The following is a 25131-nucleotide window of genomic DNA, read 5'->3' as shown; positions in this document are numbered from 1 at the left end:
GGCTCACTCCCCTCCGCCGGACCGACCGGCGATCATCAGGTGTCCAGCGAGGGCTTGGCCGAGGCTCAAGCCGCCGTCTCCGGCGGGTACCCGACGGTGAAACATCGTCGGGACGCCGTCGCGGGAAAGTCTAGACCGCACCCCACGCAGCACGATGCGGTTCTGCGCGACCCCACCCGACAGGCCGGCCGCGTCAGCGCGCCCCGATCGGACGAGATCACTGAGCGCGGACGCGATCCACGTGGCGGCGCCGTCGTGGAACCTGCGCGCGAGGCACGGCACTGCCTCTCCTGCCCGCATCCGGTCGACGATGTCGGCGACAAGCGCCGGCAGGTCGCCGGGCACATCACCGTGGCCGCCGTGAACGCACGCGTCCGCTGCCGCCTCGAGCTCCATCGCTGCCTGCGCCTCGTACGTCATGCGTAGACGGATGCCGAGAATCGCCGCGACCGCATCGAAGACCCGGCCCAGGCTTGTCGTCGCGACGACCCCGGGGGCGTCCGGCGCGTCCAGCTGTGAAAGGACGAGGGCCAGCTCTGCCGGCGGCGCATCGAGCGTCGCAGGGATGGCGGACCCATCGATGTCCCAGTCCCGCAGGAGACCCGCCGCAGCGCGCCATGGCGCACGGGCGGCGGCGTCGCCACCGACGAGACGAAAGCTCGGCACATGCGCGGCGCGGTGGTAGTCGAGGGGGTCCGCCCCCAGCACCAGCACCTCACCGCCCCAGATCGTCCCATCATCGCCCCAGCCGGTGCCGTCGACGGTGGCGACCGCGACACGTGTACCGACGGCGCCGTGTTCGGCGAGCAGGCTCAGCGCGTGCGCGTGGTGATGCTGGACCTGGACCAGGGGGGTACCCGTGCGCTCGGCTTCGCGTTCGGCCCACCGCGTGGTCGCGTAGTCAGGATGCAGATCGGCGACGAGCAATGCCGGCGCACTCCGGTGCAGACCCTCGAACTGGACGACGCCGCGCTCGAACGCCTCCTGGCAGGCGAGCGACCCCATGTCGCCGATGTGCGCGGAGAGGAAGGCGCGCCCGTCGCGCACGATCGCGAACGTGTTCTTGAGTTCTCCGCCGACGGCCAGGACAACACCGGCACTCTCGGCGGGGGGCAGCCGAATCGGCAGCGGGGCGTATCCGCGGCTGCGCCGGATCGGAATCGGGTCCGGCGCGCCGTCATTTGCGACGAGGACCGAATCCTCAACGGGAACATGGATGCCGCGGTCGTTCGTGAGGAACAGATCGGCAATGCCCCCCAACACCGCGACGGCGTCATCGTCCCGATAGCACAGCGGGTCGCCCGAGACGTTCCCGCTGGTGGCGACGACGACGTCGGTCGGGTCCAGCAGGAGCTCGTGGACCGCGGCCGAGGGCAGCATGATGCCGATCCGCGACAGCCTCGGGGCGACGGTGGGCGCGAGGTCGAAGCCCTCCGCTGTGTCGGCGATGACGATGGGGCGCGCAGGGCCCGCCATGTCGCGTGCCGCCGTCGGGTCGAGCCTGGCGATGCGCGAGGCCTCCTCGATGGACCCCGCCATCACCGCAAACGGCTTGTCGGGCCGACGCTTGCGATCTCGCAGGCGTCGCACGGCAACGTCGTTGCGAGCGTCGCACAGCAGGGTGTATCCACCGAGGCCCTTGACCGCGATGATGCGCCCTTCTCGGAGCGCGGATCGAGTGGCTGACAGCGCCGCCGCTGCGGAGCGCAGCGGCGATCCGGTCGAATCGGTGAGCGTCAGAGTCGGACCGCAGTCGAAGCAGCTGATCGGCTGCGCGTGGTAGCGCCGATCGAGCGGGTCCTCGTACTCGGCCTGGCACGCGGCGCACATGGGGAAGACCGACATCGTCGTCAATGGCCGGTCGTACGGAAGATCCTGGATGATGCTCAGGCGCGGGCCGCAGTTCGTGCAGGTGATGAAGGGGTACCCGTACCGCCGATCGGTCGGGTCGCGCAGTTCGCGGCGACAGTCGTCGCAGCATCCGACATCCGGCGGGATCAGCGTACGAGCCCCCTCCGTGCGTCGGCTCGCGACGATCCGAAAGCCGCTCTCTCCCGGGATCACGTCCCGCGGGAGAGTGCTCATGTCGTCGATGTGCGCGAGCGCGGGCGCTTCCTCACGCACCGCCCGGAGGAACTCATCGATTGCCACAGGGTCTCCCTGCGCCTCGATGAACACGCTTTCGTCGTCGTTGCCGCACCAGCCCGTGATGCGGCACGCCGCGGCGGCACGGGCGACATGCGGCCGAAAACCGACACCCTGCACCACACCGTGCACGGTCACCGCCACGCGCGTGGTGGGCACGACAGCGACGCCGAAGCGTGGCGTGTCAGTGCCCGCCGCAGCCACAGCCCTCGGGGCCGCACGAGCCCGCCCCGGTTCCACAGGCGCCCGCCGATACTGCTCCGGGACCGCGGAACAGGGACTCGAGGCTCACGAATGCGACGGCGCGCGTCGAGTTCGGCGCCGCGGCGGGAGCGGTCGCCTCGGCCGTGGCGGACGGGTCGGGCATCCGGATGATGCCATGCATGCCGAGCAGCATCCGCACCGCCGGATCGTCGACGAGTTCGAAGAGCAGTTCCTTGCCCCGCGGGTCCTCGCGCAGCCTCCGCACGATCGCTGTCAGCCCGTCCTTCGACACGGCATCCAGGGCGAGCGCGAACTCCTCGGCGACGGCCCGGCTTGCGGGGTCGAGCCGGCTGATGTCCGCGACCGCCGCATCCAGTCGGGCAGCCGTGCTCTCCAAGGTGTCAGTGTCGAGCATCGTCATCGGATTCCTCCCCATTCGTCCTGGCGGGCCGGCATCACGCCGAGCTGCCCGCCGCCACCAACTGATCGCGCAGATCGCGCACGATCGCCGCCGAGTTCTCGTCGCCCTTCGAGGCGAACAGGAACTCCGCCTCGTCGAATCGTCCGCGCGCATCCTCCAGGAGCCCGAGATGAGCCAGCGCATTCCCCTGGTTGGAGAGCACGCGGGCGCGCCCGAGTGCATCCTTTTTCGGCGAGCGGGTGCGCAGCACCACCTCGTAGAGGTCCACCGCCTCCATCAGGTTGTCGCGCTGTCGGGCCGACGGGGCGTAGACGAGGGCATTCGCCAGGTTCAGCCGCGCGCTCGCCCACTCCTCGGCATCATCCTTCTCATCGAGCAGCCGCGCGGCGGTGCGCAGCGACTGGATCGCGATCCCGACGCGCAGCATGTCGGCATCGGACATGACCGGCGCCGCCAAGTACGCCGTGCCGAGATTCAAGTGGAGACGAGCGAACAAGGGCCGGTTGTCGGACTCATCCAGGAGGCGGAGCGCGTCGGTGTATCCCTGGATCGCTTCCGCGACCGACCGCCGACCTTCTATTGCCAGCCCGTGGATCAGTCCAGCGCGGTGATAGAGCGCTTCCGCATACGCCGACCGGAGATCCGTGCCCTTCAAGAGCGCAACGGCCTCATCGGCATCAGCGAGATCATGCGCGCGGCCGGCGAGCTCACTGAGGATCACACCCGCGAACGCGGACGCGATGCCGCGCGCCTGCTGGGCGGCGGCCCGCAGGCACTCCACCGCCTCGTCCTCGTCGCCATCGGCCAGCGCGTGGGCTGCTTGCGACGTGAGGACGAGGGCGGCTACCTCGCCCGTAGCCGATCCGACCTCGGGGGGGATGCTGGTGTGCCCCAGGGTGAAGGCGACGTGGTCGACCAGGGGGCGCCACTGCTCACCGAGCGCCGCGGTGACCTCCGCGCGCGTCACACTGTCGGGATCCACGACGAACAGGTTGTACCGATCCACTGGGCGATCGGATGCCGCGAAGACAACAGCGGCGTCCTCGACCCGTCCTTCGTAGGCAAGTCGGATGCCCTCGAGCACGTCCGGCCACGCCGCGGGGAGGCGGCCCGACACCAGCGACTCCCGAACGGCATCCGTGCCCTCGCCGACGACGAGCAAGAGCCCGGCCGGCAGCGGAAAGGCGCCGAGGGGCTGGGGACGGGCGATCTGGGTCATCAGGCACGCTCCTCGATGATGGTCAGCCGGCGACGCTTTCGCGACCACTCCGCGGAGACGAATCCCACCGGGTAGTCGTCGGCGAGCGCCTCTCGCAGCAGGACGCTTCGGTCACCCGCGACGTTTCGCTGCTTGAGCATGAGGCCGCCGGAAGCGGCGACGCCGACCGGCATCACGACGATCTCGCCCGTCGGGGCACGCAGGGCCGCAATCCGGTCGTCGGGGAAATGGGCGCGGGCGAACTGCGCGGGGAGCCGGAGGTGTCCCTCGGGCGTGAACTCCACAGTGACCTGCTCCACCTCGTCAGTCATCACCGGACTCCGCAAGGGACGCGATGCGCTGACGTACGATCTCGAGCGCCCGCTCGATGGCCGTGTCGACGACCGGGCTGAGCGGGTCACCGAAGGCGAAGGAGCCTCCCTCGATGAGGAGGACGTCGATGTCATCAGGCATGAGAGGACCCAGGAGCCACCGGCCGAAGGCAATCGCGTGGTCCCACCGGAAATCGTGGCTTCCCATCGCGCCGGCCGGGGGTAGTTCGGCGACGATGTCTCCGGGAACCGCGAACAGCGTTCCCGGCTCTGCTCCCGTGCGGGACGCATCGATGATCAACACCCTGTCCGCATGGCGCATCTCGAAAGCCACGCCCATACCGCTCGTCCCCCCGTCCGCGATCCGAATCCGGTCCGGAACCGGACCGGATTCCCACAGCCGCCGGATCAGGACAGGCCCCGCAGCGTCGTCCCCACGGAGAATATTGCCGCATCCGATGATGAGCAGATCGACGCGCGGATGCTCTTGTCCGTCGTCGATCAGACGCCACGGATGAACAGGCTCGAGCACCTGCGCAGGCTCTCCGCCGTGCGCCGCGTCTCTCGTTCCCTGCTCTCCCACGCTCAGCACATGTTGTTGATGACGAACGACGACATCTCCCGCCCGGTCTTGCCGTCGTACGCGTGCACGGTGCACACCAGGCACGCGTCGAAGCTGCGGGTGACGTGTCCCAGTTCGACGGGGTCTTCGAGGTCGTACACCGGAGCGCCGATGAGCGCCTTCTCGATCGGACCGACGACAGCGTCCTTGTCCCTCGGCCCGATGTTCCAGGCGCTCGGCGTGATGACGTTGTAGTTCGCGATCTTTCCGTCCTCGATCACGATCCAGTCCTGAAGCGCACCGCGCGCGGCCTCGGTGCCGCCGTACCCGCGCGCGGACACGGGGTCGGTGGGCTCCGCGAAGAACGAGCCGTGCAGGTCGATCTGGTTCAACCAGTTCTTCACGAGCTTGTAGTACTTCGCCGCCTCGTGCATGCGCGCGAGCTGACGCACCAGAACCGAAGGGCCCTTCTGCGCCATGACATCGGTGAAGAGCGGGTCATAGTCCTGGAAGTCCTTCGTCTGCGGCTTTCCCGCGACGACCTGCCGCGCCAGCGGCCCCGCCTCCAGCGGGAGACGTCCGACGCCGGGGACGTCGTAGCGCGGCGCCTTCGCGAACGAGTACTTGTCCTGCTTCGCGCCGAGTTCCGGGTCGATCGCGTTCTGCTCCCCATCGAAGGGGTGCACGACATCGTCGCCGCGGTAGAAGGAATGGGCGACGTCCTCGCTCACGCGCGCTTGGTCGTACTCGTGGTGGGAGCCGTTCGCGTAAACGCCAGACCGGACCACGAGAGCGTCGTTGCGTCCCTCGATGGTCGGCCGGTCATACGAAGCGGGATCGAAGTACGTGCCGGCGGCGATGTAGTTCCCCCAGCCCTGGCCGTACGTGTCGAGTCCGATGTCGAGGGCGTACCGGATGAAGAAGCCGCAGTCCGAATTGCGATGAGCGTCGCTCTCCTCCACCCACGCGAGGATGTCCTCCCACGTCTTGTTCTCGAGCCACCTGTCGACCGTGCAGCCGAGCCATTGCTTCTCGAGCCACGCGTTCTTCCAGTTGTCGAGAATCGCGTGCGAGCGCGTGACGTCACTGAGGGTGGGTGCACCCATGATGCCGCCGGGGACCATGAAGGAGGAGTGCGGCCACTGTCCGCCGAAGATGGCGTAGATCTCGACGGGCTTCTGGCTGAGCACGACACCGGGCTGGTAGCTCGTGCCGACGTAGGCCGAGAACCGGCGGCACGCCTCCTCGTACAGCGGCGACGCCTTGTATTTCTCGTGCGTGAGGTCGATCGCGAAGATCGCGTAGAAGTACCGCGGGATCGACTGCAGCGTCTCGACGGCCTGACCGATGTTGCGAACGAGCGTCGCGTTGTGCGGCACGAACGTCTGGAACGCGGTGTCCAGCGCGTAGCACGCCTTGTAGAGGTGGCTGCCGCCGCAGATCCCGCAGATGCGCGGGGTCATGATGAGCCCCGCGCGCATGTCCTTGCCGCGCAGGATCGTCTCGAATCCGCGGAACATCATCGCCTGGGTCCAGGCATCCGTCACGACGCCGTCTTCAATGGTGACGCGCACGTCCAGGTCGCCCTCGACACGGCCGAGGGGGCTGACGTGCAGATCGACGGTAGAACTCATGTGCTGTGCCTTTCGGGCTAGACGACGAACATGTCCTCTTTGGACCACTTGGGTGCGGAGATCCGCGCCGCGGCGGCCATGGCCATGTACGTGACGTGGTCCTCTCCGGGCGGGAGGTCCTTGGGGATGGCGCCGGCGATCAGCTGCGTCTTGAAGACCGATCCCGGCATGAGGTCGGCGAACGGGAACTCGGGCTCGGTGCACCCGAGGCAGGGCATACCTGCACGGGTCTTGGACGACTGGCGGTTCCAGAGGATGCGGTTGCACGGCGCGTGGGTCATCGGGCCGCGGCATCCGAACTCGTAGAACAGACACCCGGTGCGCGTGCCCTCACCGAAGCTCATCGTCGACTGCTTGAACTCGAAGAACGTGTTGCGGGTGCAGCCGTTGTGGACGAACTGGGTGAAGAAGGTCTGGGGTCGGTTGAGGTCATCGAGGGCGATGTCGCCGACGCGCCCGGTGGCCAGGGCGACGATGATCTGCGTGATCCAGTCCGGGTGCGCGGGGCAACCGGGGATGTTGATCACGGGCAGGCCCGACTTGCTGCGCCAGTCAGCGCCGAGGAAGCCACCCTTTGCCTTTCGGTGGAATTGGAGTCCCGTCGAGTCGCTGGGGTTGGGGGCCACCGCGGGCAGCCCCCCGAAGCAGGCGCAGTCGCCGATGGCCACGACGATGGATGCCGCCTCAGCGAGGTCTGTCACCCAGTCCTTCATGGGACGGTCGGCGAACATGTCGAAGCGACCGGTGCCGTCGGGGCCTTCGATGACGGTCCCTTCGAACACGAAGATGTCCAGCGGTCGCTTTCCCTCCGCGCAGTCCGTGAAGATCTTCTGCGCTTTCACCCCCATCTCGAGGCCGAGGGTCGGGTGCCAGAGCACCTCGAGTCCGAAGTCCACGATGAGGTCGACGACGCTGGGCTCGTCGGCGTTGAGGAACGACATGGTGTTCCCCGAACAGGCACCACCCTGCAACCACAGCACGCTGGTCATGGCCGCTCTCCTTCCGTTGCGGTCGCCTCATCCTCTTCGCGAAGGGAGCGACCGAGTTCCTTGACGATTCGCAGCGTGAAGGCCAGGCCCCGTCGAACGTCCGGATCGCGGGTCATGCCGCTGATCGCCAGGATGCTCGGCGGTTTCTGCTCCGCTTCGGCCTGCGCCTGCTCCGTGGCACGGCCCACGCCTGCGGCGAGGCGTGTCAGCAGATCAAGAAGCGCGGGTTCGAGCAGGCCCGAGGAGCCGATCTTCTCGACGAGGTCGGCATCCGCGACGTGCTCGAGCACGGGAATCGCCTGATCCGCAACCTTCAGGAGCGCAGGACCCGCGGCGACGGCGCGCTTGCCGACAGGGCTCTCCGTGACCATCGCCACCGCTTCGTGGTAGCTGGTCGCAACGTTTTCGACGATGTTGTCGGAGTGGGCGAAGAAGCCGCCGACCACGTCCAACAGGCCCGCGACCAGTTCGGCGTTGTCCAGCAGGTGGTTCAGGGATGCGACGGTTTCGGGATCCGCGAGGCGCTGGCGCAGTCGCTCGGCCTCGATGTCGGCGCCCGTGATCTCATTCACGTCGTCAGTGGTGAACACCGCGCTCATGCCATCGGCCTCCGATCAAGGCCCTCTGCGATGACGGGCCCCTGGCATGAATGTATCCCTCAAACGACACACGATGTATCCATCTGGCGCATGAACTATCCTGAATGCGAACCTCTCGGAGGCACTGTGACTCGTCCCCTGCGCACGCCACCGGCCCTCGCCGGCGCCCCATCGATTCGCACCGATGACCCGCGACTGCTGGCCGCCGAGATCAGTGCGATCCTCGGGCGCGCCACGCTCGCCACGCACGACGGCCGCGCCGCGCTCGACGGCGCACTGTTCGTCCGACAGTTCGACTCCATCTCGCTCGCGTACCTGGACATCGGCGCGGCCACGACCGTCGACATCCCCTCGGCCTCGGATGCCGTCATCGTGTGCATGAACCAGGGCGGGGGGCTCTCAGCGCGCATCGACGGGCTTCCGGTGCGCACGAGCACGGTGCAGGCGATCGTGCTCTCCCCGGGCGTCGGGGTACGTCTCGAGATGACTCCGGATGCCCCCCAGCTCCTGGTGCGCCTCGAGCGCGCGGCGGTCGAGGCCGCCCTCGCGCGGATGCTGGGTCGGCGCGTCGGTGAACCCCTGCGGTTCGACCCCCTTTTCGAGCTGAGCTCACCCGAGTCGATCCGCTGGAGCATTGCCGTGCAGCTGCTGAGCACCGAGTCCATGATCGACGGATCGCTCCTGACGCTTCCGTTCGGCCGCCAGAGCATCACCGATCTGCTGGTGTCGTCGCTCTTGCTGTTGCAGCCGTCGAACCACTCCGCAGCGCTTCGACAGGAGGCGGCATCCGGTCTCATGGCGGATGCGATGACGCACATCGAAGAGCACCTCGCCGAGCCGTTTCGCCTGGAGAGCCTCGCGCAGGCCGTGCATGTCTCACCGCGCCACCTGCAACAGTCCTTCCGTCGCCGGCTGGGCACGACCCCGTCCGCCTACGTGCGCGACCGACGGCTGGAGCGCGTGCGGGCCGAACTCGCCGACGCCGATCCGCGGCGCGGCGCGACGGTGGCAGGAATCGCCCAGCGGTGGGGATTCACCCACGTCGGGCGCTTCGCCATCCAGTATCGCGAGCGCTTCGGAGAGTCCCCCTCCCGCACGCTGCGAGCGCACTGACACGGCAGCTTCCCGGCGTGCGGACGCCGGCTCTAGGGTGAGGGAGCACAGAAGCAACAGCCGAGTCGTCGATCGGAGCAACGGATGCACGAGCTTTCGCTGTGCCGTTCTATCGCGGCGATCGCCGAACGATCCAGCGGCGGCCGCCCGGTGTTGTCCATCCAGCTGGACGTCGGTCAGCTCCGACAGGTGGTTCCCGAGACCCTCGTGTACTGCTGGGGCATCGTCTGCGAGAGTTCGCCCTCGTTGGCGGGCTCCCGCCTCGAGGTGACGTCGGTACCCGCCGTCGTCGCCTGCCGCGAATGCTCCGCCGACTCGACGATCACGGGTGTACCCATCCTCGTGTGCGCGTCGTGCGGAAGCGGTTCGGTGGTCGTACGATCTGGGGAGGAGTTCCTCGTCCGGTCAATGGAGGTCGGCGAGCAGGAGGGGATGTCAGATGGGTCGCTTTCACCGCCACGATGACGGGACTGTGCATTCGCACGACCACGATCACGATCACCACGACCACAACCACGACTCCGGTCATACCCACGGCGAGGACCACATCGGCGATCACTCCGGGTACGAAACCGGTGCGGAGCGGATCGACGTGCTCGAGCGGATCTTCAGCGAGAACGACGCCGCCGCGGCGCGGAATCGGCGCGCTCTGGATGCGGCATCCGTCGTCTCGATCAACCTGATGTCCTCGCCCGGAGCGGGAAAGACGACCCTCTTGGAGCGAACCCTGGCCGAACTCGAGGGGCGCGTGCGGGTCGGGATCGTCGAAGGCGACATCGAGACAGCTCTGGACGCGGACCGACTCACCGGCTACGGCGCGCAGATCTCCCTTCTGAACACCGGCAACGGGTTCGGTGGCGAGTGTCACCTCGACGCTCCCATGGTCGACCGCGCATTGCGCGGCCTCGAGCTCGATGCTCTCGACCTCGTCGTCATCGAGAATGTCGGAAACCTCGTGTGTCCGGCCGAGTTCGACACCGGCGCTCACCACCGCGCGATGGTCGCCTCGGTGACCGAGGGGGAGGACAAGCCCCTCAAGTATCCGGTGATGTTCCGATCGGTGGACGTGGTGGTCGTGAACAAGACCGACCTGCTCCCCCACCTGGATTTCGACCTCGACGCGTTTCTCGCGAATGTGCGCGCCGTGAACCCCACGGCGCGCGTCATCCTCACCAGCGCAAAGGCCGGGGACGGGCTCGACGAGTGGTTCTCCTGGATATCGGAGATCACCGCGTCGACCTCGGCGATCAGCGAGCGCTGACGTCGGCGGCGCCGGATCAGCGATCCGCCGATCCCGCCGCGGGTCAGGCGACCTCGCCGGCAGCGACGATCTCCGCGAGCCCGGCGACCCGCGAGAGGTGGTACACCCCGTAGGCGTCGGCTTCCCGGATGCGGCGCACATCGGCATCCGTCGGGCTCGTGTGAGCGAGGGTGGCGGTGAGCATCCGCGCGTGCATGAGCCCGCCCGCGAGGAACCCGAGCAGCATCAGGTACGGGACACTCACGGCGTATGCGTCCCGGGTCATCCCGAACCGCAGGAGCTGAGCGGTCGCGGATTGGGCTGACGCACGCGCCGTCTCAAGTCGATCTGCGGTGCGCGCCGCGACCGGATGGTCCACTCCCCGCAGCTGCGCGACCGCCTCCGAGACCTCGTCGAGCACACGCCCGACCGTCGCCCCGTCGTCGCGGATGACCTTTCGCCCGATCAGGTCGTTGGCCTGGATAGCGGTGGTGCCCTCGTAGATCGGCATGATCCGGGCGTCGCGGTAATGCTGCGGGGCACCGGACTCTTCGATGAAACCCATGCCGCCGTGCACCTGGATCGCGTCCGAGGTGATCCGCAGCGCCTCCTCGGTCGTCCAGCCCTTGAAGATCGGCACGAACAGTTCTGCCAGACGGATGCCGTCCTCGTTGTCGGCGCGGTCGAACAGGTCACCGACGAGGACGCCGAGCGCGCGCATCGCGCTGATCTCGCTGGCCATCGACAGCAGCAGGCGACGCACATCGGGATGCTCGGCGATGGGCGACCCCGCGGGACGGTCCAGGACCGACCCCTGCATGCGTTCCTCGGCATATGCCCGCGCCCGCTGGTACGCACGGTCGCTGATACCGGTGGCCTGCAGACCCATACCGACGCGGGCAGAGTTCATCATGACGAACATTCCGGCGAGCCCGCCGTGGAGCTCGCCGACGAGGTAGCCGGTTGCGCCCTCATAGTCCAGCACGCAGGTCGGGCTGCCGTGGATGCCGAGCTTGTGCTCGACCGAGACGGTCGTGACGGCGTTGCGCTCCCCCGCGTTGCCGTCGGCATCGAGCAGGTACTTCGGGACGACGAACAGCGAGATCCCCTTCGCGCCCTCGGGAGCATCCGGGGTGCGCGCGAGGACCAGGTGGACGATGTTGCCTGCGACATCGTGGTCGCCCCACGTGATGAAGATCTTCTGGCCCTTGAGCGACCACGAGCCGTCCCCGTTCGGCGTGGCCATCGTGCGGATCGCGCCGAGGTCGGTGCCCGCCTGCGGCTCGGTGAGGTTCATCGTCCCGGTCCACTCGCCGCTCACGAGCCGCGTGAGGTACTGCTCGCGCAGCTGGTCGGAGGCGTAGGCATCCAGCGCGTGGATCGCTCCCGTCGTGAGCGCGCTGCACAGCGCGAAAGAGGTGTTGGCCGCGTTCCACATCTCGCCCAGGCCCGCCTGTACGAGCGCCGGCAACCCGTCACCGCCCGCGGACTCGGGAGCCTCGGCGGTGATCCAGCCGGCCTCCACGACGGCGCGATAGGCCTCGGGGAACCCGGACGGGGTCTTCGCCTGGCCGTCCACGACCGTCACGCCCTCGCGGTCGCCGGATGCGTTCAGCGGTGCGAGCACCTCGGCCGCCAGCTCTCCCGCCGCCGAGAGGGCATCGACGGCATCCTCGGCGGACAACGCTCCCCCCGTGGCGCGCGCCACGAGATCGGTTCCGAACGCCTCGGCGAACAGGAACGCATAGTCGTCGACGGGAGGGACGTAGGCAGAGGTGTCGGCCATGGCGGACTCGCTTTCACACGGAAGTGGAACTGAGACTCATGATACGTGACACTCCGTGTCATCCGTCCGCGCAGCATCCATCTCTCTTCCCGCCGAACCCACATCTTCCGCGCCGAACCCACAGCTTTCGGCACGCAAGTCCTGTGGGCTCGCGCCGGACTCTGTGGGTTCAGCGAGGGTGGCAGGGGCGGGGCGCGGGGACCGGAGGGTCAGATGAGGCCGCGCTCCAGGGCTACCGTCACGGCGTGGGTGCGGTCGGCGACCTCGAGCTTCTCGAACACCTTCAGCAGGTGCGTCTTCACTGTCGACTCGCCGATCCCGAGGTCGGCGGCGATGAGCTTGTTACTGCGGCCGCGCGCCGCGAGGCGCAGTACCTCGATCTCACGTGGAGTGAGGGCCACGGATGCCGCGGGCTCCCGCATCCGTGACACCAGCCGCGCCGCGACCGCCGGCGACAGCGCCGTCTGTCCGGCGGCCACCGAACGGATTCCCGCGACGATCTCGTCTTGTGGGGCAGCTTTGAGAAGGTAACCGGCAGCACCCGCCTCGATCGCCGCGAGAATCTGGTCGTCGCTCTCGTAGGTCGTGAGGATGAGCACGCGCGGCGCATCCGGACCCGAAGCCACGATGCGCGCTGTGGCGGCCACGCCGTCGAGCACCGGCATCCGCAGATCCATGAGGACGACATCGGGCCGCTCGCTTTCGGCAAGTGCGACAGCCTGCGCGCCATCGGATGCCTGGCCGACGACCTCGAATCCCTCCTCATCGGCGAACAGGCCGGCAAGCCCCGCGCGCACGACGGGGTGATCATCAGCGAGCAGAAGACGGATCACGCGGTCACTCCCGCCCGCGGCAGCACGATCGTGAGCACCGCGCCCCGCCCCGGCTCCGAGACCACCTCGACCGAGCCGCCCGCGAGCGTCGCGCGGTCGCCGATGCCATCGAGCCCGAAGCCGGTCCGCGCCGCCGACGTGTCGAAGCCGACGCCGTCGTCGCGAACCGTCATCCGCACCCCGTCGACGTCGCTCGCGACAGCGACGGTCACCAGAGTCGCCTGGGCATGCTTGCGGACGTTCGCGAGCGCTTCCTGCAGGCAGCGAAGCAGCACCACCTGCTGCTCGCGGTCCAGATCCACTCCCGCCGCCACATCGACGTCGATCGCGAGACCGACCTCCGCCCGAAAGCGCGCGGCGAGGCGCTCGATGGCGGCGGCCAGTGCCTCGTCGGCGGGCACGGCAGCCATGCGGGCGACAAGCGCCCGCGATTCGGCCAGCGCCTCGCGCGCGGTCTGCTCGATCGTCGCAATCGCCTCCGCCGCGGCATCCGTTCGACCGTCCCTGGCCTGCCGGCCCGCACGTTCGCTCAGGAGGACGAGGCCCGCGAGGGTCTGGGCGAGAGTGTCGTGGATGTCGCGGGCGATGCGCTCCCTCTCCTCGGCGGCGCCGCGGTCACGACTGAGCGCCTCGATCTGCGACTGCGCGTCGGTGAGTTCGGTCACCAGGCGTGCCCGCTCCTCGCCGTACTCCGCGATGCTCGAGATCCACAGCCCGAGCGCGATGGAGAAGACGACAGCGAGACCGCCAGAGAGGAGGCCGTCCCAGAAGGACTCGAGTGTGAAACCGCCGCGAAAGAGGAAGCCGACGAACACGCCGAAACCGATCGCGGCCGAGCCGGCGATGCCGCCGCGTCGGGTGCGCACCGAGACCCAGACGAGCGGGTAGGCAAGCGTCTGCAGCATCGCCATGAAGGGCGCCGCAGCGACACCGATCCCGATCGAGATCGTCACCAGGATGACGAACACCGCGGCCAGCGGCGCGCTGCCGTTGCCACAAACCAGCCGCCGACCCATGGTGAAGTATGCGACGACGAGTAATGCAGCCGAGATCGCGACGAGGATCCGAGTCAGCAGATCGGGGGCGGCAAACACCAGGATGAGGGCGACGATGGCCGCTGCCACGGCAGGGACCACAAGGTCCCACCACCGTGTTTCGCTCATCGTCGCCCCTCCCGCTGCCTCTCGCGTGATCGCCTCAGGCTACGCGTCGCGTCGGATCCACCGGAAGGTGATCCGACTGATGACCAGCCCGACGACGAGCCAGACCACCAGCGCCACAGCCACCCAGCCCAGATCCCACGCGCCATTCTGCTCGAGCGCCGCGTACTCGGGCGGCAGGAAGACGGCGCGCATGCCCTTGGCCATCCACGCGAGCGGGAACACATTGGCGACGTTCTGCAGCCACTCGGGAAGCAGCCAGAAGAAGAGGTAGACACCCGAGATGAACTGCAGCACGAGCGCGACGGGGATGACGACGGCAGAGGCGCTGCGGGCGCTGCGCGGGATCGCCGACAGCGCGATGCCGAGGAATGCCGAGGTCGCAAGCCCCAACAGGAACACCCATGCGAAGGTGAGCCACGACTCGGGGTCGCTGGGAAGCTCGACGCCGAGGACGAGCGCCGCGAAGGCGAGCACCGCCGCCGCCTGGACGACGCCGGTCACAAGCACCTGCCCGATCTTTCCGACGAAGTAGCTCACCGGCGACAGCGGGGTACCACCCAGCCGCTTGAGCGTCCCGTCGTGGCGCTCGAGTGCGATGTCGATCGCGAGGTTCTGCAGACCCGACAGCAGGACGCCGGCCGCGAGCATTCCCGGCAGGTACATCGCCGCCGCCGACAACGGCGGAAGCCCCTGTCCGTAGCTGACTTCGCCGTCGGCGCCGAAGACCGTGCTGAACAGGGCGAGCATCAGGATCGGGAACAGGAAGGTGAAGAAGATCGACTCCGGCGAGCGCGTGTAGCCACGGATCTCGAACCCGGTGCGCCGGACGCCCTGGCGCAGCGTGTGGAACGGACTGAGCCTGGCGGCCGACACCGGACCGGTCGAGGTGTGAAGGGACGTACTCATCGCTGGGCCTCCGAAGTGAGAGAAGACGAGGGGGTGGATCCCGCGGTGGCATCGCGGTCGGTGGCCGCGCCCTCGGCATCCGCGTCGCTGGGCTCGGTGACCATGCCGAGGTAGATGTCTTCCAGGGTGGGGCGACGAATCTCGAGCTCTTCGGGTTCACCGCCCAGACGCTCGGCGAGCGCGCGGGTGAACCGCCACGGCTCGGGCGTGCGTTCGGTGCGACGGGTTCCGCTCTCGCGCCAGCTCACCCGCGGCATCCGGGCGTCCTCGCCGCCGAAGGTCGCCACCGGGCCGATGGCCTGCAGGACGCCCCGGTCGATGACGGCGACCCGATCGGCCAGTTGCGCCGCCTCGTCGAGATAGTGGGTGGTGAGCAGGATCGTGGTGCCTTCGCCCTGAAGTCCCCGGATGAGCCCCCAGAACTCTCGCCGCGCCTGCGGGTCGAACCCCGTCGTCGGTTCGTCGAGGAAGAGGAGCTCCGGGTTGCCGATGATGCCGAGGGCGACGTCGACGCGGCGCTGCTGGCCGCCCGAGAGTTTGGAGATGCGCGTGTTGGCCTTCTCCTCCAGACCCACAGCGGCGATCACCTCATCGACATCGCGCGGCCGGGGGTAGTACCCCGCGAACTGGCGCAGCTGCTCGCGCACGGTGAAGGCTCCTGCCTGTCCGGTCGTCTGCAACACGATCCCCAGACGCGCCTTCCACGCGAGTCCGCCGTGCCCGGGGTCATCGCCGAGCACCGTGACCTCGCCGCTCGTGCGACGCCGGTACCCCTCGAGGATCTCGACGGTCGTCGATTTTCCGGCACCGTTCGGGCCGAGCAGAGCGAAAGTCTCACCGCGGACGATGTCGAACGACACATCGTCGACCGCGGCTCGTGATCCGTATGTCTTGCGCAGGTTCCGCACCCGCACCGCATCGTTGTCCATGCTTCCAGCGTGCCGCAGCGGTCACCGCGGCAACAGCGGCCGATGGGCTGGTGGGGCATCCACCATTCGGTGGATGCCCCACCTCATCCGCTCCCGGGGATGCCTCACCCACGGCGACTACGATTGCTGCCGTGACCGAACGCGCTCCCCTCTCCCGCAAGCTCTCCGCCATCGCCGAGTCGGCGACCCTGAAAGTCGATGCGAAAGCGAAAGCGCTGCAGGCGGCGGGGCGGCCCGTCATCAGCTATGCCGCGGGAGAACCGGACTTCGCGACCCCGCAGTTCGTCGTGGATGCCGCCGCGGAGGCGCTCCGGGATACGAAGAACTTCCGGTACACGCCCGCGGCCGGGCTCCCGGACCTGCGTCAGGCGATCGCCGAGAAGACGCTGCGCGATTCGGGTCTGGAGGTCACGCCCGCCCAGGTGATCGTGACCAACGGCGGCAAGCAGGCTGTCTACCAGGCGTTCCAGGCCGTCGTGAACCCCGGCGACGAGGTGCTTCTGCCCGCGCCGTACTGGACCACGTATCCCGAAGCGATCCAGCTCGCCGACGGCATCCCGGTGGAGGTCTTCGCCGGCGCCGAGCAGGACTACAAGGTGACTGTCGAGCAGTTGGAGGCAGCACGCACCGACCGCACGACCACGCTCGTCTTCGTCTCGCCGTCGAACCCGACCGGCGCCGTGTACACCGAGGAAGAGACGCGGGCCATCGGCGAGTGGGCCCTCGCGCACGGCATCTGGGTCATCACCGACGAGATCTATCAGCACCTCGTCTATGAGGGCGCCCGCGCGGTCTCGATCGTCGAGACTGTCCCCGAGCTTGCGGGTCAGACGATTCTCGTCAACGGCGTGGCGAAGACCTACGCGATGACCGGGTGGCGTGTGGGCTGGATGGTGGGTCCTGCCGACGCGATGAAGCTCGCCGCGAACCTGCAGTCACACCTCACGAGCAACGTCAACAACGTCGCACAGCGGGCGGCGATCGCCGCGCTCACCGGACCGCAGGCCGACGCCGAACGGATGAGGCAGGCCTTCGATCGCCGTCGTCGAGTGATCGTCGCGGAGCTCTCGAAGATCCCCGGCGTGACCGTTCCGACACCGCTCGGCGCGTTCTACGCGTACCCCGATGTGCGGGGTCTGCTCGGACGCGAGTGGCGCGGCACACGTGTCGAGACCTCGCTGGAGCTTGCCGACCTGATTCTCGATGAGATCGAGGTCGCCGTTGTTCCGGGTGAGGCGTTCGGCCCCAGCGGCTACCTCCGCATGTCGTACGCGCTCGGCGACGACGCACTGCTGGAGGGCGTGCGCCGGATGCAGGACCTGTTCTCCTAGCATCGCCGTCGCCCGGGCCCGGCGGGCGGCTCCGGCCGAGTGCGCCGGCGGGACGACTACAGGTCGACGCCGACGAGGACCGGTTCGGGCTGCAGGATGAGGCCGAACTCGGCCTGTACCCGGCCCTGGATGAAGCGGGCGAGCTCCGCGATCTCCGCGGCTGTCGCGCCGGCATGGTTGGTCAGCGCAAGAGCGTGCTTGCTCGAGAGGGCGGCGCGGGAGCGCGGCAGATGGAACCCTTTGCGGATGCCGGAATGCTCGATGAGCCACGCCGCGCTGACCTTCACATCCGGCTCGGAGGTCGTCGCCGGCGGCACGTAGCCGTCGAAGGACTCGAGCGGGATGATGCGTACCGGGTCGGCGATCGCCACTTCTGCGTCGGGGCGCACGGGCCACCGGGGACAGTCGGGCGGGAGCGTCCGCGCGAAGGATACCGAGACCACGGCGTTCTGGAAGAAGGACCCCGCGCTGTAGGTATCGGGATCCGCGTCATCGAGCACCATGCCCTTGCGGGCGCGCGTGGCAAGGACGTGGTCGCGAACCCACTGCAGCGTGACCTCGTCGTCCTCGCCGAGGCCGAGAGCCTGCCGGAGCTGCGCGCCCCGCAGTCGCCGGGGAGCCGGCCCCACCTCGAGCAGATCGAGGGTCACCGAGAGGATGACCGCACGCCGAATCGGCTCGGACCCGTAGTGATGCTTGAGAACCGACGTCCGGAACCCGAGACCGAGTTCGGCTGCGGGCACGGTCGAGACCTCACCGCTGTCTGCGTCGATGAGCTCTACCTCCACCAGCGTCTGCACGATCTCCTGACCGTACGCGCCGACGTTCTGGACCGGCGCCGCACCCACGGTCCCGGGGATGCCCGACATCGCGGCGATGCCCGAGAGCCCCTCCGTCACGGTGTGCGCGACGAGGTCGTCCCAGTCGTGTCCGGCCTGGATCCGGAGGCGGGCGACCTGGGGCGCGGGTGCGGGAAGCCGCTCGATGCCGCGGGTGAGGATGCGCACGACGGTGCCCTCGAACGGTTCATCGCCCACGAAGAGGTTCGACCCGCCCCCGAGGACGAACCACGGCTCGCCCGTCGCCCACGCCTCACGAAGCGCTGCGACCAGCTCCTCCCGGTCGTGCGCGTCCCACATGCGGGCGGGCTCACCGCCGGTGCGCAGTGTCGTCAGGCTCGACAGCGGCCTGGGCGCGACCTCGGGCATCAGTCTCGGCGGGCGCGGAGGCGAGCCTTGCCCAGCACCGCGGTGTCGGCTGCCGTCACCGCGAGTTCGACGGTGACCGCCTCGTCGTCGATCGCGGTGATGGTCGCCCTGACGGTCACGTCGGCTCCGGCATCCGGGTCCACCACGACCGGCCGCGTGAAGCGGACGCCGTAGTCGAGGATGCGACCCGCATCTGCGAGCCAGGGCACGACAGTCTCGACGGCAAGGCCCATCGTGAGCATCCCGTGTGCGAGCACGCCGGGAAGTCCGACGGATGCGGCGACGTCATCGCGGTAGTGGATCGGGTTGAAATCCCCGGATGCGCCGGCGTAGCGCACAAGCGACTCGCGCGTGAGATGCACCGTACGTTCGGCGACGACATCCCCCACGGCGATACCGGAGGCATCGGTGACGTTCTCGGTCATTCGTCATCTCCTCCCACCAGCAGCACGGACGTCGCCGTGACGACGTGGGCGTCGTCTGCATCCGTGATGGTGGCCTCGCTCGTGACCATCGCGCCCTTGCCGAACGGGCGCACCTGCGTGATGGCAAGGGTCGCCACCAGCTCGTCACCGGCGACGATCGGACGGGTGTAGGCGAACCGCTGCTCGGCGTGGATGAGCCGGTGCAGTTCGATCCCGGAGTCCGGCACGGCGAGCAGCTGCTGCAGCGTGAGGTCCTGGATGACCATCGCAAAGGTCGGCGGGGCGACGACGTCGGCGTAGCCGAGCGCGCGCGCGGCATCGGGATCGGTGTGCTGGGGGTCATCCGCGAACACGGCGCGGGCGAACTCGCGGACCTTCTCGCGTCCCACGAGGTACGGCGCGGTGGGCGGGAAGTCCCGCCCCACCAGTTCAGGGTTCACAGGCACTAGCCCATCCTATCGAGCGACCCCGGACCGGTCCTTGGCGCGGTGGCTACCGCTTGGCGGATGCCGCGCTCCCCTCGATCACTGCGCAGACCGTGTCCCACCACTGCTGCGACGCCGCCCGAAGACCCGGCAGACGCTCCGCCGCCTCGCCCCGGATCTCGTCGGCCCTGGCGGTGAGGTCCGCCAGGAGACGTGGAGCATCCGGCAGATCATCCAGGTCGATCACGCTGCGCTGTCCCCAGTGACCGAGCGCACCGCGGAGCTTGATCCGGGTGTAGCGATCCGCCGACAGTGCCAGCACGGGCGTACCGGCCGGCGTGGCGAACACGGCGGGGTGGTAGCGGCAGGTGATGAGTAGATCGGCGCTGCGCACCAGGTCCGCGGCCTCCCGGGATGTGCCCGTCGGGACGACGGTGGACGGTTGAGACATGCGCGTGCGGATCCGCTCGTGCACTGCCGCATCGCCGCGTGGCGGCGCGGTCGGATCGAGCGGGCCGAAGTGAGCGTGAAACGACACCGGCCCGACCGCGAGCGCGGCGGCATCGACGAGCATCGCGATCCGTTGCTCGACCTCATCCGCCGGTCGTCCCGCAAACCACCCCGACAGGCTCACGACCACGCCTCCGCCAGCCCCACGCACCGGATCGCGCTCTGACAGACCGAGGAAGGAAGCGTCATCGACGTTCAGCGTCGCAGGCACCCCCCACGACGCCACGAGCGCGGCGGTGTCCGGCTCGCGCACCCCCACGAGGGCGGCCTCGCGCAGCATCCGTGCCACGACGGCGTCATCGGGCGCATCGAGGTCAGGACCGAGCGTCTGTCCGGTGACGACGACCGGCAGCCCTCGCATCCGCGCCATACTCACCAGCGTCGAGCGTTCGAACACGTGAGTGGGCCACCGGGACGCGAGGTTGCCGCCGCCAGCGTTCACCAGTGCCTCCGCCGCATCGAGCGCCGCGATGGTCTCTCGTGCCGGGTCCTCCGGCTCGAGCCTGGCCGTGCCTGCGGCGACCGCGAGCAGGTGCTCCGCGCGCCGCGCGGCCTCCACGCGACCCAGCCCCTCGAACCCGAGCCGCGGCACCGCCGGGATGCCGTACCGAGCGGCGGTCTCGGCGGGATGGGAGCTCACACCGATGGCGTCACGACCACGCTGCGCCAGCTCGACGACCGCGACCTCGAACATCGCCTCATCCCCGATGTGGAACATGCCCTCGAGCGCGCCGACATCACCGATGATGAGAACTGACACGGCTTTCTCCAGCGTTCGAGAAGAGGGGGAGGCCGCCACAGATCCGTGGCGTTGTCAACCCTACGGGGCCGCGGACGCAACGGTCACCTCGGGGCAGTACGATCACGGTGTCCGGGTGGGGGCGCCCGAACGCGCCACGAAGGGCGCCAAGAAAGGACCGCATGGGGATTCAGGCAGCGATGGACCGGGTGACCGGGGCCTCGACGATCGTCGAGGCGCTGCGCGCTGCCGATGACCTCGCCTTCGAAGCCGGGCGCGATCCCGGGGTACGCACGCTGCGCGTGCTCTCCGCCGCCCTCGCCGGCAGCGATGACATCGCGGCGATTGCGGCGGTGCACGCGCTGTCCGAGATGCTCGACGAGCAGGCGGCAGCGAGACTGGTGTCCCTTCTCGATGACCCCCGGCCTTTCGTTCGCGAACACTCCGCCTGGGCTCTGGGGCAGGGGCTGCCGCGCCTCGCCGCGGTCGCACGGCTGATCGCGCTCGTCCGACGCGGCGGGTTCACCGGAATGCTGGCCCAGCACACTCTCGAGAAGTGGTCAGTCGCCGCAGGTGACGTTCTCGCGGTCGCCCTCGAGTCGGTCCTCGCGGCTTCGGCGGACACGAACGATCCCGCGGCCCGCGCGCGCCTCGTCGAGACGCTGGGACTCGTCCGGCAGTCCTCGGCCACGCGGACCCTCCTGACGATCGCCCGCGACGACGCGGAGCACCTCGAGGTGCGCGAGGCCGCAGTTGCGGCCCTCGGACAGCGCTCGAGGGAACCCGATGTGCGGCGGGCGCTCGAACACCTCGTCGCGACCGGCGGACCGCTCTCGGACCAGGCCCGGTTGGCGGTCATCGATCTGGAGCCCCCGCCCGCGCACACGCGCATGGAGGACGCGGGGGCACTGACCATCGCCCAGCTGTTCCTGCACGCCGACATCGACCCACACCTGAGCAGTGCGGGCGCGGGCGACAACGGCGGGATCGCGACGCTGCTGGTACGACTGGGGGATGCGCTCACGCGCGATCCCGACGGCGTCCAGCGGGTCATCACCCTCTCGCGGGGATCTCTCTCGCAGGCCACTGCTGATCTGCTGGATGTCGCGTCGCTGGACACCGGCCACCTGTACGGTCATGTCCCGCTGGCCCCCGCGCCCACGCCCTCTGCGGCGGCGTGGCCCTTGCGCGTCCGGGCACGTCGCGGCATCCGTCGCCTGCTGCGCGCGGCGGGGCGCGTCGACGTGCTGCACCTGCGGATGGCCGACGTGGGATCGCTCGCCGCAGCCGACGTCGCCCGGGAACTGGGCATTCCCACCGTGTTCACCCTCGCTCCCGATCCGCACGGGGTCATCCAGTCGCTCGACCGGGCGGGGACGCTCACGCGCGAGAATTTCGGCGAGACGGACCTCGCCGAACACTTCTGGTTCCGCACCAGCCTGGTGCGTTCGCTCGCCGGTTCCGCCTCCCACAGCGTGCTCTTCCCCCGCCCGCACCTCGTCGACGATATGCGCTCCCTCGTGGGCATCGACCTCGACAGCGTCCCGGAGCGGCACACGATCGTGGCGGAGGGCATCGACCTGGAGGTCGTCGATCGCGCGGTGGCGCTCGTCGAGCGCGTCGATGGCACGACGGATGCCGATCCCGCGCTGGCCGAGCTCGCCGACCTCGTCGGCGCTCTCGATCCGCGGCGACGCGATCTGCCTCTCATCGTGAGCGTCGGCCGGATGCACCGTGTGAAGGGCATGGCGACACTCGTGGAGGCGTGGGCCGGCGGCGATCTCCGTGACCGCGCGAACCTGCTGATCATCGGCGGCGACCTGGAGAATCCGTCCCTGGACGAGCGGGAGCAACTCGATCGCATCGATGCGGCAGTTCCCGCATCCGAGCGAGCGGCCCGGGGACTCATCCTCGCGGGACATCGACCCAACGACGTCACGGCCCGGTGGGTCGCCGCGGCGCGCCTCGGGATCCCCGGTCGTGTCGGCGCGCACGGCGTGTACGTGTGCGCGAGCATCAAGGAAGAGTTCGGCATCGCGCTACTGGAAGCACTCGCGACAGGCCTCGTGGTCGTGGCGCCCGATGGCGGTGGCCCGGCGACGTATGTCGTCGACGGCGATACGGGCTTTCTCACCGCGACCTGGGATCCGCACGCTCTCGAGCACGCCACGCACCGCGCGCTGGACCGCGCCGGGCTGGCGGACCCGGCCATCGCATACCGCGCCCGCGTGATGGTCGCCGAGCGCTTCACGATTCAAGCGATGGCCGCCGCACTGGCGCCCGTGTATCGACGGGTGGCCGAGCAGGAGGCCGAACTCGTGCGGGCGGCGGAAACCGCATGACGCTGCTGGTCATCAGTCCCGACTACGCCTCGCATCTGCTCCCGCTCGCGACTCTCGCGACAGCCTGGCGTGAACGCGGAGAACACGTGGTGGTCGCGACCGGACCCGCGACCGAACCGATCGTGTCACGCTTCGGCTATCGCCGAGTGAACCTGCCGCTCGGTCGCGGAGCGAACGCGGGCATCATCCGGACGGCGCAGCAGCAGGCAGAGGAAGCCGCGTCACTGGAGGGATTCTTCGACGCGACGCGCCACGGGATGATCCCCACACTGCTGTATCAGGCACGGGAGCGCTTGACCGACCTCATGTGGCAGCCCGAGGATCGCGCCCGCGCGACCCTGGCGGTCATCGAGCAGACAAAGCCCGACGCGATCCTCGTCGACCACCTGGCGTTCAGCGCGCGACTCGCGCTGCACACCGCCGGGATCCCCTACGGAGATGTCGTGCTGGGACACCCGAGTGCGCTGCCGGTATCCGGAGAGGTGTACGGGTATCCGCCGGCATGGCCGCGTGCCTTCACGCCGTCCCGTGACGAGCAGCGCCAGCTCCGCGAGGTCTGTGTCGAGGTGTCGGCGCGGTTCACAGCGCAGTGGAACGAGGTTGCCGCACGCCTGGATCCGAGATCCCGCGGCGTCGAGGACGCATTCGCGACCCACGGCGAGCGCGTGCTGTACAACTATCCCGCCGAGCTCGCCCGAACCGACGGACGGGCGCTGCCCCCGCACGTCTTCCTCGGATCCACCCGACGCGCGGAGCCGGGAGACGATGAGGTGACGAGCTGGCTCGCCCGCGGCGAGCCGTTCGTCTACGTCAGCTTCGGCAGCTTCCTGTCCGTTCGCGGCGACGTGCTCGCCCGTGTCGCCGCGGCACTCCGAGGCATCGGCATCCGTGCGGCGATCTCGACGGGTGCCACCGACCCGGCGGAGCTCGGACCGACCCCGCCGGACTGGCTCGTGCGCGAGTACCTGCCGCAAGTGCGGCTTCTCGATCACGCCGCCGCCGCCGTCACGCACGGCGGCAACAACTCCGTGACCGAGGCCGTCGGAGCTGGCGTCCCGCTTCTCGTGCTGCCGTTCTCAACTGACCAGTTCGCCGGAGCTGCAGCAATCGAGCGCGAGGACGTCGGACGCGCTCTGGACCCCAATGCGGCAAGCAGCCACGATCTCACGCGCGCACTCTCCGAGCTGCTCGACCCCACGTGGGCGGGGCGGTCTACCCTGGAGGCGATCAGCGCCGATCAGCGCGCCGATCCGGGCCCCGAACGGGCCCATCAGTCGCTCACGGATCAGGCTGTGATGTCGTCCGGTAGCCCAACGAGGGCGGCCATCGCGGCACGGTTCCCTGAGGCATCGCGATAACGCTGCATCCGCGCCGCGTTCGCCTCGTACCCGGCGCCGGCGCGGACTTCGCCGACGTGGTGGAGCGCGTACACGCGGCCCTCGTGGCGACGGGGAGGCTGACCGAGCAGAGTCTGGTGAGCAAGGTTCCACGCGGCATCCTCGAATCCCCATCCTCGGAAACCGGCATCCTGCCCGCCGTGGCGCGCCCAGGTGCGCGGAGTGGCGATGTACACGCCCGAACAGGCCCCCGAGACGATCTGTTCCACGGCACAGTCCGCGAGCGGGACGCCGCGGGCGTAGTCGGCCGACCCGGAGGCACCGAGCCAGCGGTACTCCGTGTACGGGAGGTGCACCACGCCGCTGGTGCGCGCGGCCGCGATCGCCTCCCGCACCGGCCCGACCTCGGGGATCGTGTCGGCGTCGCCGATGACGACCACCTCGTCGGGAGCCGCCTCCGCCATCGCCCGGTTCCGGCACGCAGCGAGCACGAACGGAATGTCCCCCGTGTCGACCGTGCTCAGCGGAAGATCGGGAAGATTCTCGCGATACCACGACACCACGCGGTCGAAGGCGTCCAGACGCGAGGGGGCGGGGCGCCAGGGAAGGACGATGCGGGCGTCGGGCAGGGCGGGCAGAGGGCCAGCAGCGGCAGACAAGTCGGGTGATTGCACTCCACCATCATGCGACCGATCGGGGCCTGCTCCGAGCGCAGAGGACAATGATGAATGTGCCGAACCGCACTGCGGGACACACCCCG

Annotated in this window: 24 protein-coding genes; 6 read left to right on the top strand and 18 right to left on the bottom strand. The window is 69.1% G+C overall.

The window, feature by feature from the left end:
* Positions 1–3: 3 nt before the first annotated feature.
* The 8 genes from hypF to ACSGC5_RS01805 are packed head-to-tail and all read right to left on the bottom strand — an operon-like array spanning position 4 to position 8084.
* Positions 4–2304, bottom strand: a complete 2301-nt coding sequence (gene hypF / locus ACSGC5_RS01840) for a carbamoyltransferase HypF (RefSeq protein WP_434968901.1) — start codon at positions 2302–2304, stop codon at positions 4–6.
* Positions 2305–2329: 25 nt separating this feature from the next.
* On the bottom strand, positions 2330–2770 hold the full coding sequence (locus tag ACSGC5_RS01835; protein ID WP_434968900.1) for a hypothetical protein: 441 nt from the start codon (positions 2768–2770) through the stop codon (positions 2330–2332).
* Between the two features lie 34 nt (positions 2771–2804).
* A complete protein-coding gene (locus tag ACSGC5_RS01830) occupies positions 2805–3989 on the bottom strand; it encodes a hypothetical protein (protein ID WP_434968899.1) in 1185 nt (394 codons plus the stop codon).
* Positions 3989–4300: a hypothetical protein gene (locus ACSGC5_RS01825; RefSeq protein WP_434968898.1), complete on the bottom strand. Its 312-nt coding sequence runs from the start codon at positions 4298–4300 to the stop codon at positions 3989–3991. Before ACSGC5_RS01825 ends, ACSGC5_RS01830 begins: the two co-directional genes overlap by 1 nt.
* Positions 4293–4832, bottom strand: coding sequence for a hydrogenase maturation protease (locus ACSGC5_RS01820; RefSeq protein ID WP_434968897.1), 540 nt, complete (start codon positions 4830–4832; stop codon positions 4293–4295). Before ACSGC5_RS01820 ends, ACSGC5_RS01825 begins: the two co-directional genes overlap by 8 nt.
* A gap of 53 nt (positions 4833–4885) precedes the next feature.
* Entirely contained in the window at positions 4886–6496 is a 1611-nt protein-coding gene (locus ACSGC5_RS01815; protein WP_434968896.1) for a nickel-dependent hydrogenase large subunit, read from the bottom strand.
* A gap of 17 nt (positions 6497–6513) precedes the next feature.
* The gene (locus ACSGC5_RS01810; protein WP_434968895.1) at positions 6514–7485 is read right to left on the bottom strand and encodes a hydrogenase; all 972 of its coding nucleotides are present in this window, start codon (positions 7483–7485) and stop codon (positions 6514–6516) included.
* Positions 7482–8084 (bottom strand): DUF1641 domain-containing protein, encoded by a 603-nt coding sequence (locus ACSGC5_RS01805; RefSeq protein WP_434968894.1) that lies wholly within the window; start codon positions 8082–8084, stop codon positions 7482–7484. Before ACSGC5_RS01805 ends, ACSGC5_RS01810 begins: the two co-directional genes overlap by 4 nt.
* Before the next feature lie 126 nt (positions 8085–8210).
* On the opposite strand from ACSGC5_RS01805, the gene ACSGC5_RS01800 reads away from it, so the two are divergent.
* The 3 genes from ACSGC5_RS01800 to hypB all read left to right on the top strand — a co-directional run bounded on the left by ACSGC5_RS01800 (position 8211) and on the right by hypB (position 10458).
* Positions 8211–9197, top strand: a complete 987-nt coding sequence (locus ACSGC5_RS01800; protein WP_434968893.1) for an AraC family transcriptional regulator — start codon at positions 8211–8213, stop codon at positions 9195–9197.
* Between the two features lie 84 nt (positions 9198–9281).
* The gene (locus ACSGC5_RS01795) at positions 9282–9662 is read left to right on the top strand and encodes a hydrogenase maturation nickel metallochaperone HypA (RefSeq protein WP_434968892.1); all 381 of its coding nucleotides are present in this window, start codon (positions 9282–9284) and stop codon (positions 9660–9662) included.
* Positions 9637–10458, top strand: coding sequence for a hydrogenase nickel incorporation protein HypB (gene hypB / locus ACSGC5_RS01790; RefSeq protein ID WP_434968891.1), 822 nt, complete (start codon positions 9637–9639; stop codon positions 10456–10458). The genes ACSGC5_RS01795 and hypB overlap by 26 nt, the downstream gene beginning before the upstream one ends.
* A gap of 43 nt (positions 10459–10501) precedes the next feature.
* Here hypB and ACSGC5_RS01785 read toward each other — a convergent pair whose 3' ends face one another.
* From ACSGC5_RS01785 to ACSGC5_RS01765, 5 genes are all read right to left on the bottom strand, one after another.
* A complete protein-coding gene (locus tag ACSGC5_RS01785) occupies positions 10502–12223 on the bottom strand; it encodes an acyl-CoA dehydrogenase (protein WP_434968890.1) in 1722 nt (573 codons plus the stop codon).
* A gap of 209 nt (positions 12224–12432) precedes the next feature.
* Positions 12433–13056: a response regulator gene (locus ACSGC5_RS01780; RefSeq protein ID WP_434968889.1), complete on the bottom strand. Its 624-nt coding sequence runs from the start codon at positions 13054–13056 to the stop codon at positions 12433–12435.
* Positions 13053–14219 carry a sensor histidine kinase gene (locus ACSGC5_RS01775; RefSeq protein WP_434968888.1) on the bottom strand — a complete coding sequence of 389 codons (1167 nt, stop codon included), beginning with the start codon at positions 14217–14219 and terminating at the stop codon, positions 13053–13055. The genes ACSGC5_RS01780 and ACSGC5_RS01775 overlap by 4 nt, the downstream gene beginning before the upstream one ends.
* Before the next feature lie 39 nt (positions 14220–14258).
* Entirely contained in the window at positions 14259–15125 is an 867-nt protein-coding gene (locus ACSGC5_RS01770) for an ABC transporter permease (protein ID WP_434968887.1), read from the bottom strand.
* Positions 15122–16054 (bottom strand): ABC transporter ATP-binding protein, encoded by a 933-nt coding sequence (locus tag ACSGC5_RS01765; protein WP_434968886.1) that lies wholly within the window; start codon positions 16052–16054, stop codon positions 15122–15124. Before ACSGC5_RS01765 ends, ACSGC5_RS01770 begins: the two co-directional genes overlap by 4 nt.
* 131 nt (positions 16055–16185) lie before the next feature.
* Here ACSGC5_RS01765 and ACSGC5_RS01760 point away from each other — a divergent pair, with 131 nt between their 5' ends.
* Positions 16186–17385, top strand: coding sequence for a pyridoxal phosphate-dependent aminotransferase (locus ACSGC5_RS01760; RefSeq protein ID WP_434968885.1), 1200 nt, complete (start codon positions 16186–16188; stop codon positions 17383–17385).
* A gap of 56 nt (positions 17386–17441) precedes the next feature.
* Here ACSGC5_RS01760 and ACSGC5_RS01755 read toward each other — a convergent pair whose 3' ends face one another.
* From ACSGC5_RS01755 to ACSGC5_RS01740, 4 genes are read right to left on the bottom strand one after another with little or no spacing between them, the layout of a single operon-like run.
* A complete protein-coding gene (locus tag ACSGC5_RS01755; RefSeq protein ID WP_434968884.1) occupies positions 17442–18593 on the bottom strand; it encodes a UDP-N-acetylmuramate dehydrogenase in 1152 nt (383 codons plus the stop codon).
* Positions 18593–19018 carry a MaoC/PaaZ C-terminal domain-containing protein gene (locus ACSGC5_RS01750; protein ID WP_434968883.1) on the bottom strand — a complete coding sequence of 142 codons (426 nt, stop codon included), beginning with the start codon at positions 19016–19018 and terminating at the stop codon, positions 18593–18595. Before ACSGC5_RS01750 ends, ACSGC5_RS01755 begins: the two co-directional genes overlap by 1 nt.
* Positions 19015–19464, bottom strand: a complete 450-nt coding sequence (locus ACSGC5_RS01745; protein WP_434968882.1) for an FAS1-like dehydratase domain-containing protein — start codon at positions 19462–19464, stop codon at positions 19015–19017. Before ACSGC5_RS01745 ends, ACSGC5_RS01750 begins: the two co-directional genes overlap by 4 nt.
* Positions 19465–19510: 46 nt before the next feature.
* Positions 19511–20713, bottom strand: a complete 1203-nt coding sequence (locus tag ACSGC5_RS01740) for a polysaccharide pyruvyl transferase family protein (RefSeq protein ID WP_434968881.1) — start codon at positions 20711–20713, stop codon at positions 19511–19513.
* Between the two features lie 161 nt (positions 20714–20874).
* Between ACSGC5_RS01740 and ACSGC5_RS01735 the strand changes: the two genes are divergently transcribed.
* Complete coding sequence (locus tag ACSGC5_RS01735) at positions 20875–23034, top strand: glycosyltransferase (RefSeq protein WP_434968880.1); 2160 nt, start codon at positions 20875–20877, stop codon at positions 23032–23034.
* On the top strand, positions 23031–24392 hold the full coding sequence (locus tag ACSGC5_RS01730; protein WP_434968879.1) for a glycosyltransferase: 1362 nt from the start codon (positions 23031–23033) through the stop codon (positions 24390–24392). The genes ACSGC5_RS01735 and ACSGC5_RS01730 overlap by 4 nt, the downstream gene beginning before the upstream one ends.
* Here the strand turns inward: ACSGC5_RS01730 and ACSGC5_RS01725 are convergent.
* Positions 24320–25045, bottom strand: coding sequence for a hypothetical protein (locus ACSGC5_RS01725; protein WP_434968878.1), 726 nt, complete (start codon positions 25043–25045; stop codon positions 24320–24322). The genes ACSGC5_RS01730 and ACSGC5_RS01725 overlap by 73 nt on opposite strands.
* Positions 25046–25131 lie beyond the last annotated feature (86 nt).

The sequence above is a fragment of the Microbacterium sp. bgisy207 genome, from assembly GCF_965345035.1.
Classification (GTDB): Bacteria; Actinomycetota; Actinomycetes; order Actinomycetales; family Microbacteriaceae; genus Microbacterium.
The sequence above is the reverse complement of the archived record's forward strand: the minus strand, read 5'-3'. Positions and strand labels throughout refer to the sequence as shown.

Coding starts and splice junctions, on each gene's coding strand:
- ACSGC5_RS01755 (WP_434968884.1), bottom strand. CDS start 18,593: ATGCCCGAGGTCGCGCCCAGGCCGCTGTCGAGCCTGACGACACTGCGC.
- ACSGC5_RS01750 (WP_434968883.1), bottom strand. CDS start 19,018: ATGACCGAGAACGTCACCGATGCCTCCGGTATCGCCGTGGGGGATGTC.
- ACSGC5_RS01775 (WP_434968888.1), bottom strand. CDS start 14,219: ATGAGCGAAACACGGTGGTGGGACCTTGTGGTCCCTGCCGTGGCAGCG.
- ACSGC5_RS01770 (WP_434968887.1), bottom strand. CDS start 15,125: ATGAGTACGTCCCTTCACACCTCGACCGGTCCGGTGTCGGCCGCCAGG.
- ACSGC5_RS01810 (WP_434968895.1), bottom strand. CDS start 7,485: ATGACCAGCGTGCTGTGGTTGCAGGGTGGTGCCTGTTCGGGGAACACC.
- ACSGC5_RS01730 (WP_434968879.1), top strand. CDS start 23,031: ATGACGCTGCTGGTCATCAGTCCCGACTACGCCTCGCATCTGCTCCCG.
- hypB (WP_434968891.1), top strand. CDS start 9,637: ATGGGTCGCTTTCACCGCCACGATGACGGGACTGTGCATTCGCACGAC.
- ACSGC5_RS01795 (WP_434968892.1), top strand. CDS start 9,282: ATGCACGAGCTTTCGCTGTGCCGTTCTATCGCGGCGATCGCCGAACGA.
- ACSGC5_RS01825 (WP_434968898.1), bottom strand. CDS start 4,300: ATGACTGACGAGGTGGAGCAGGTCACTGTGGAGTTCACGCCCGAGGGA.
- ACSGC5_RS01805 (WP_434968894.1), bottom strand. CDS start 8,084: ATGAGCGCGGTGTTCACCACTGACGACGTGAATGAGATCACGGGCGCC.
- ACSGC5_RS01785 (WP_434968890.1), bottom strand. CDS start 12,223: ATGGCCGACACCTCTGCCTACGTCCCTCCCGTCGACGACTATGCGTTC.
- ACSGC5_RS01815 (WP_434968896.1), bottom strand. CDS start 6,496: ATGAGTTCTACCGTCGATCTGCACGTCAGCCCCCTCGGCCGTGTCGAG.
- ACSGC5_RS01830 (WP_434968899.1), bottom strand. CDS start 3,989: ATGACCCAGATCGCCCGTCCCCAGCCCCTCGGCGCCTTTCCGCTGCCG.
- ACSGC5_RS01735 (WP_434968880.1), top strand. CDS start 20,875: ATGGGGATTCAGGCAGCGATGGACCGGGTGACCGGGGCCTCGACGATC.
- ACSGC5_RS01835 (WP_434968900.1), bottom strand. CDS start 2,770: ATGACGATGCTCGACACTGACACCTTGGAGAGCACGGCTGCCCGACTG.
- ACSGC5_RS01765 (WP_434968886.1), bottom strand. CDS start 16,054: ATGGACAACGATGCGGTGCGGGTGCGGAACCTGCGCAAGACATACGGA.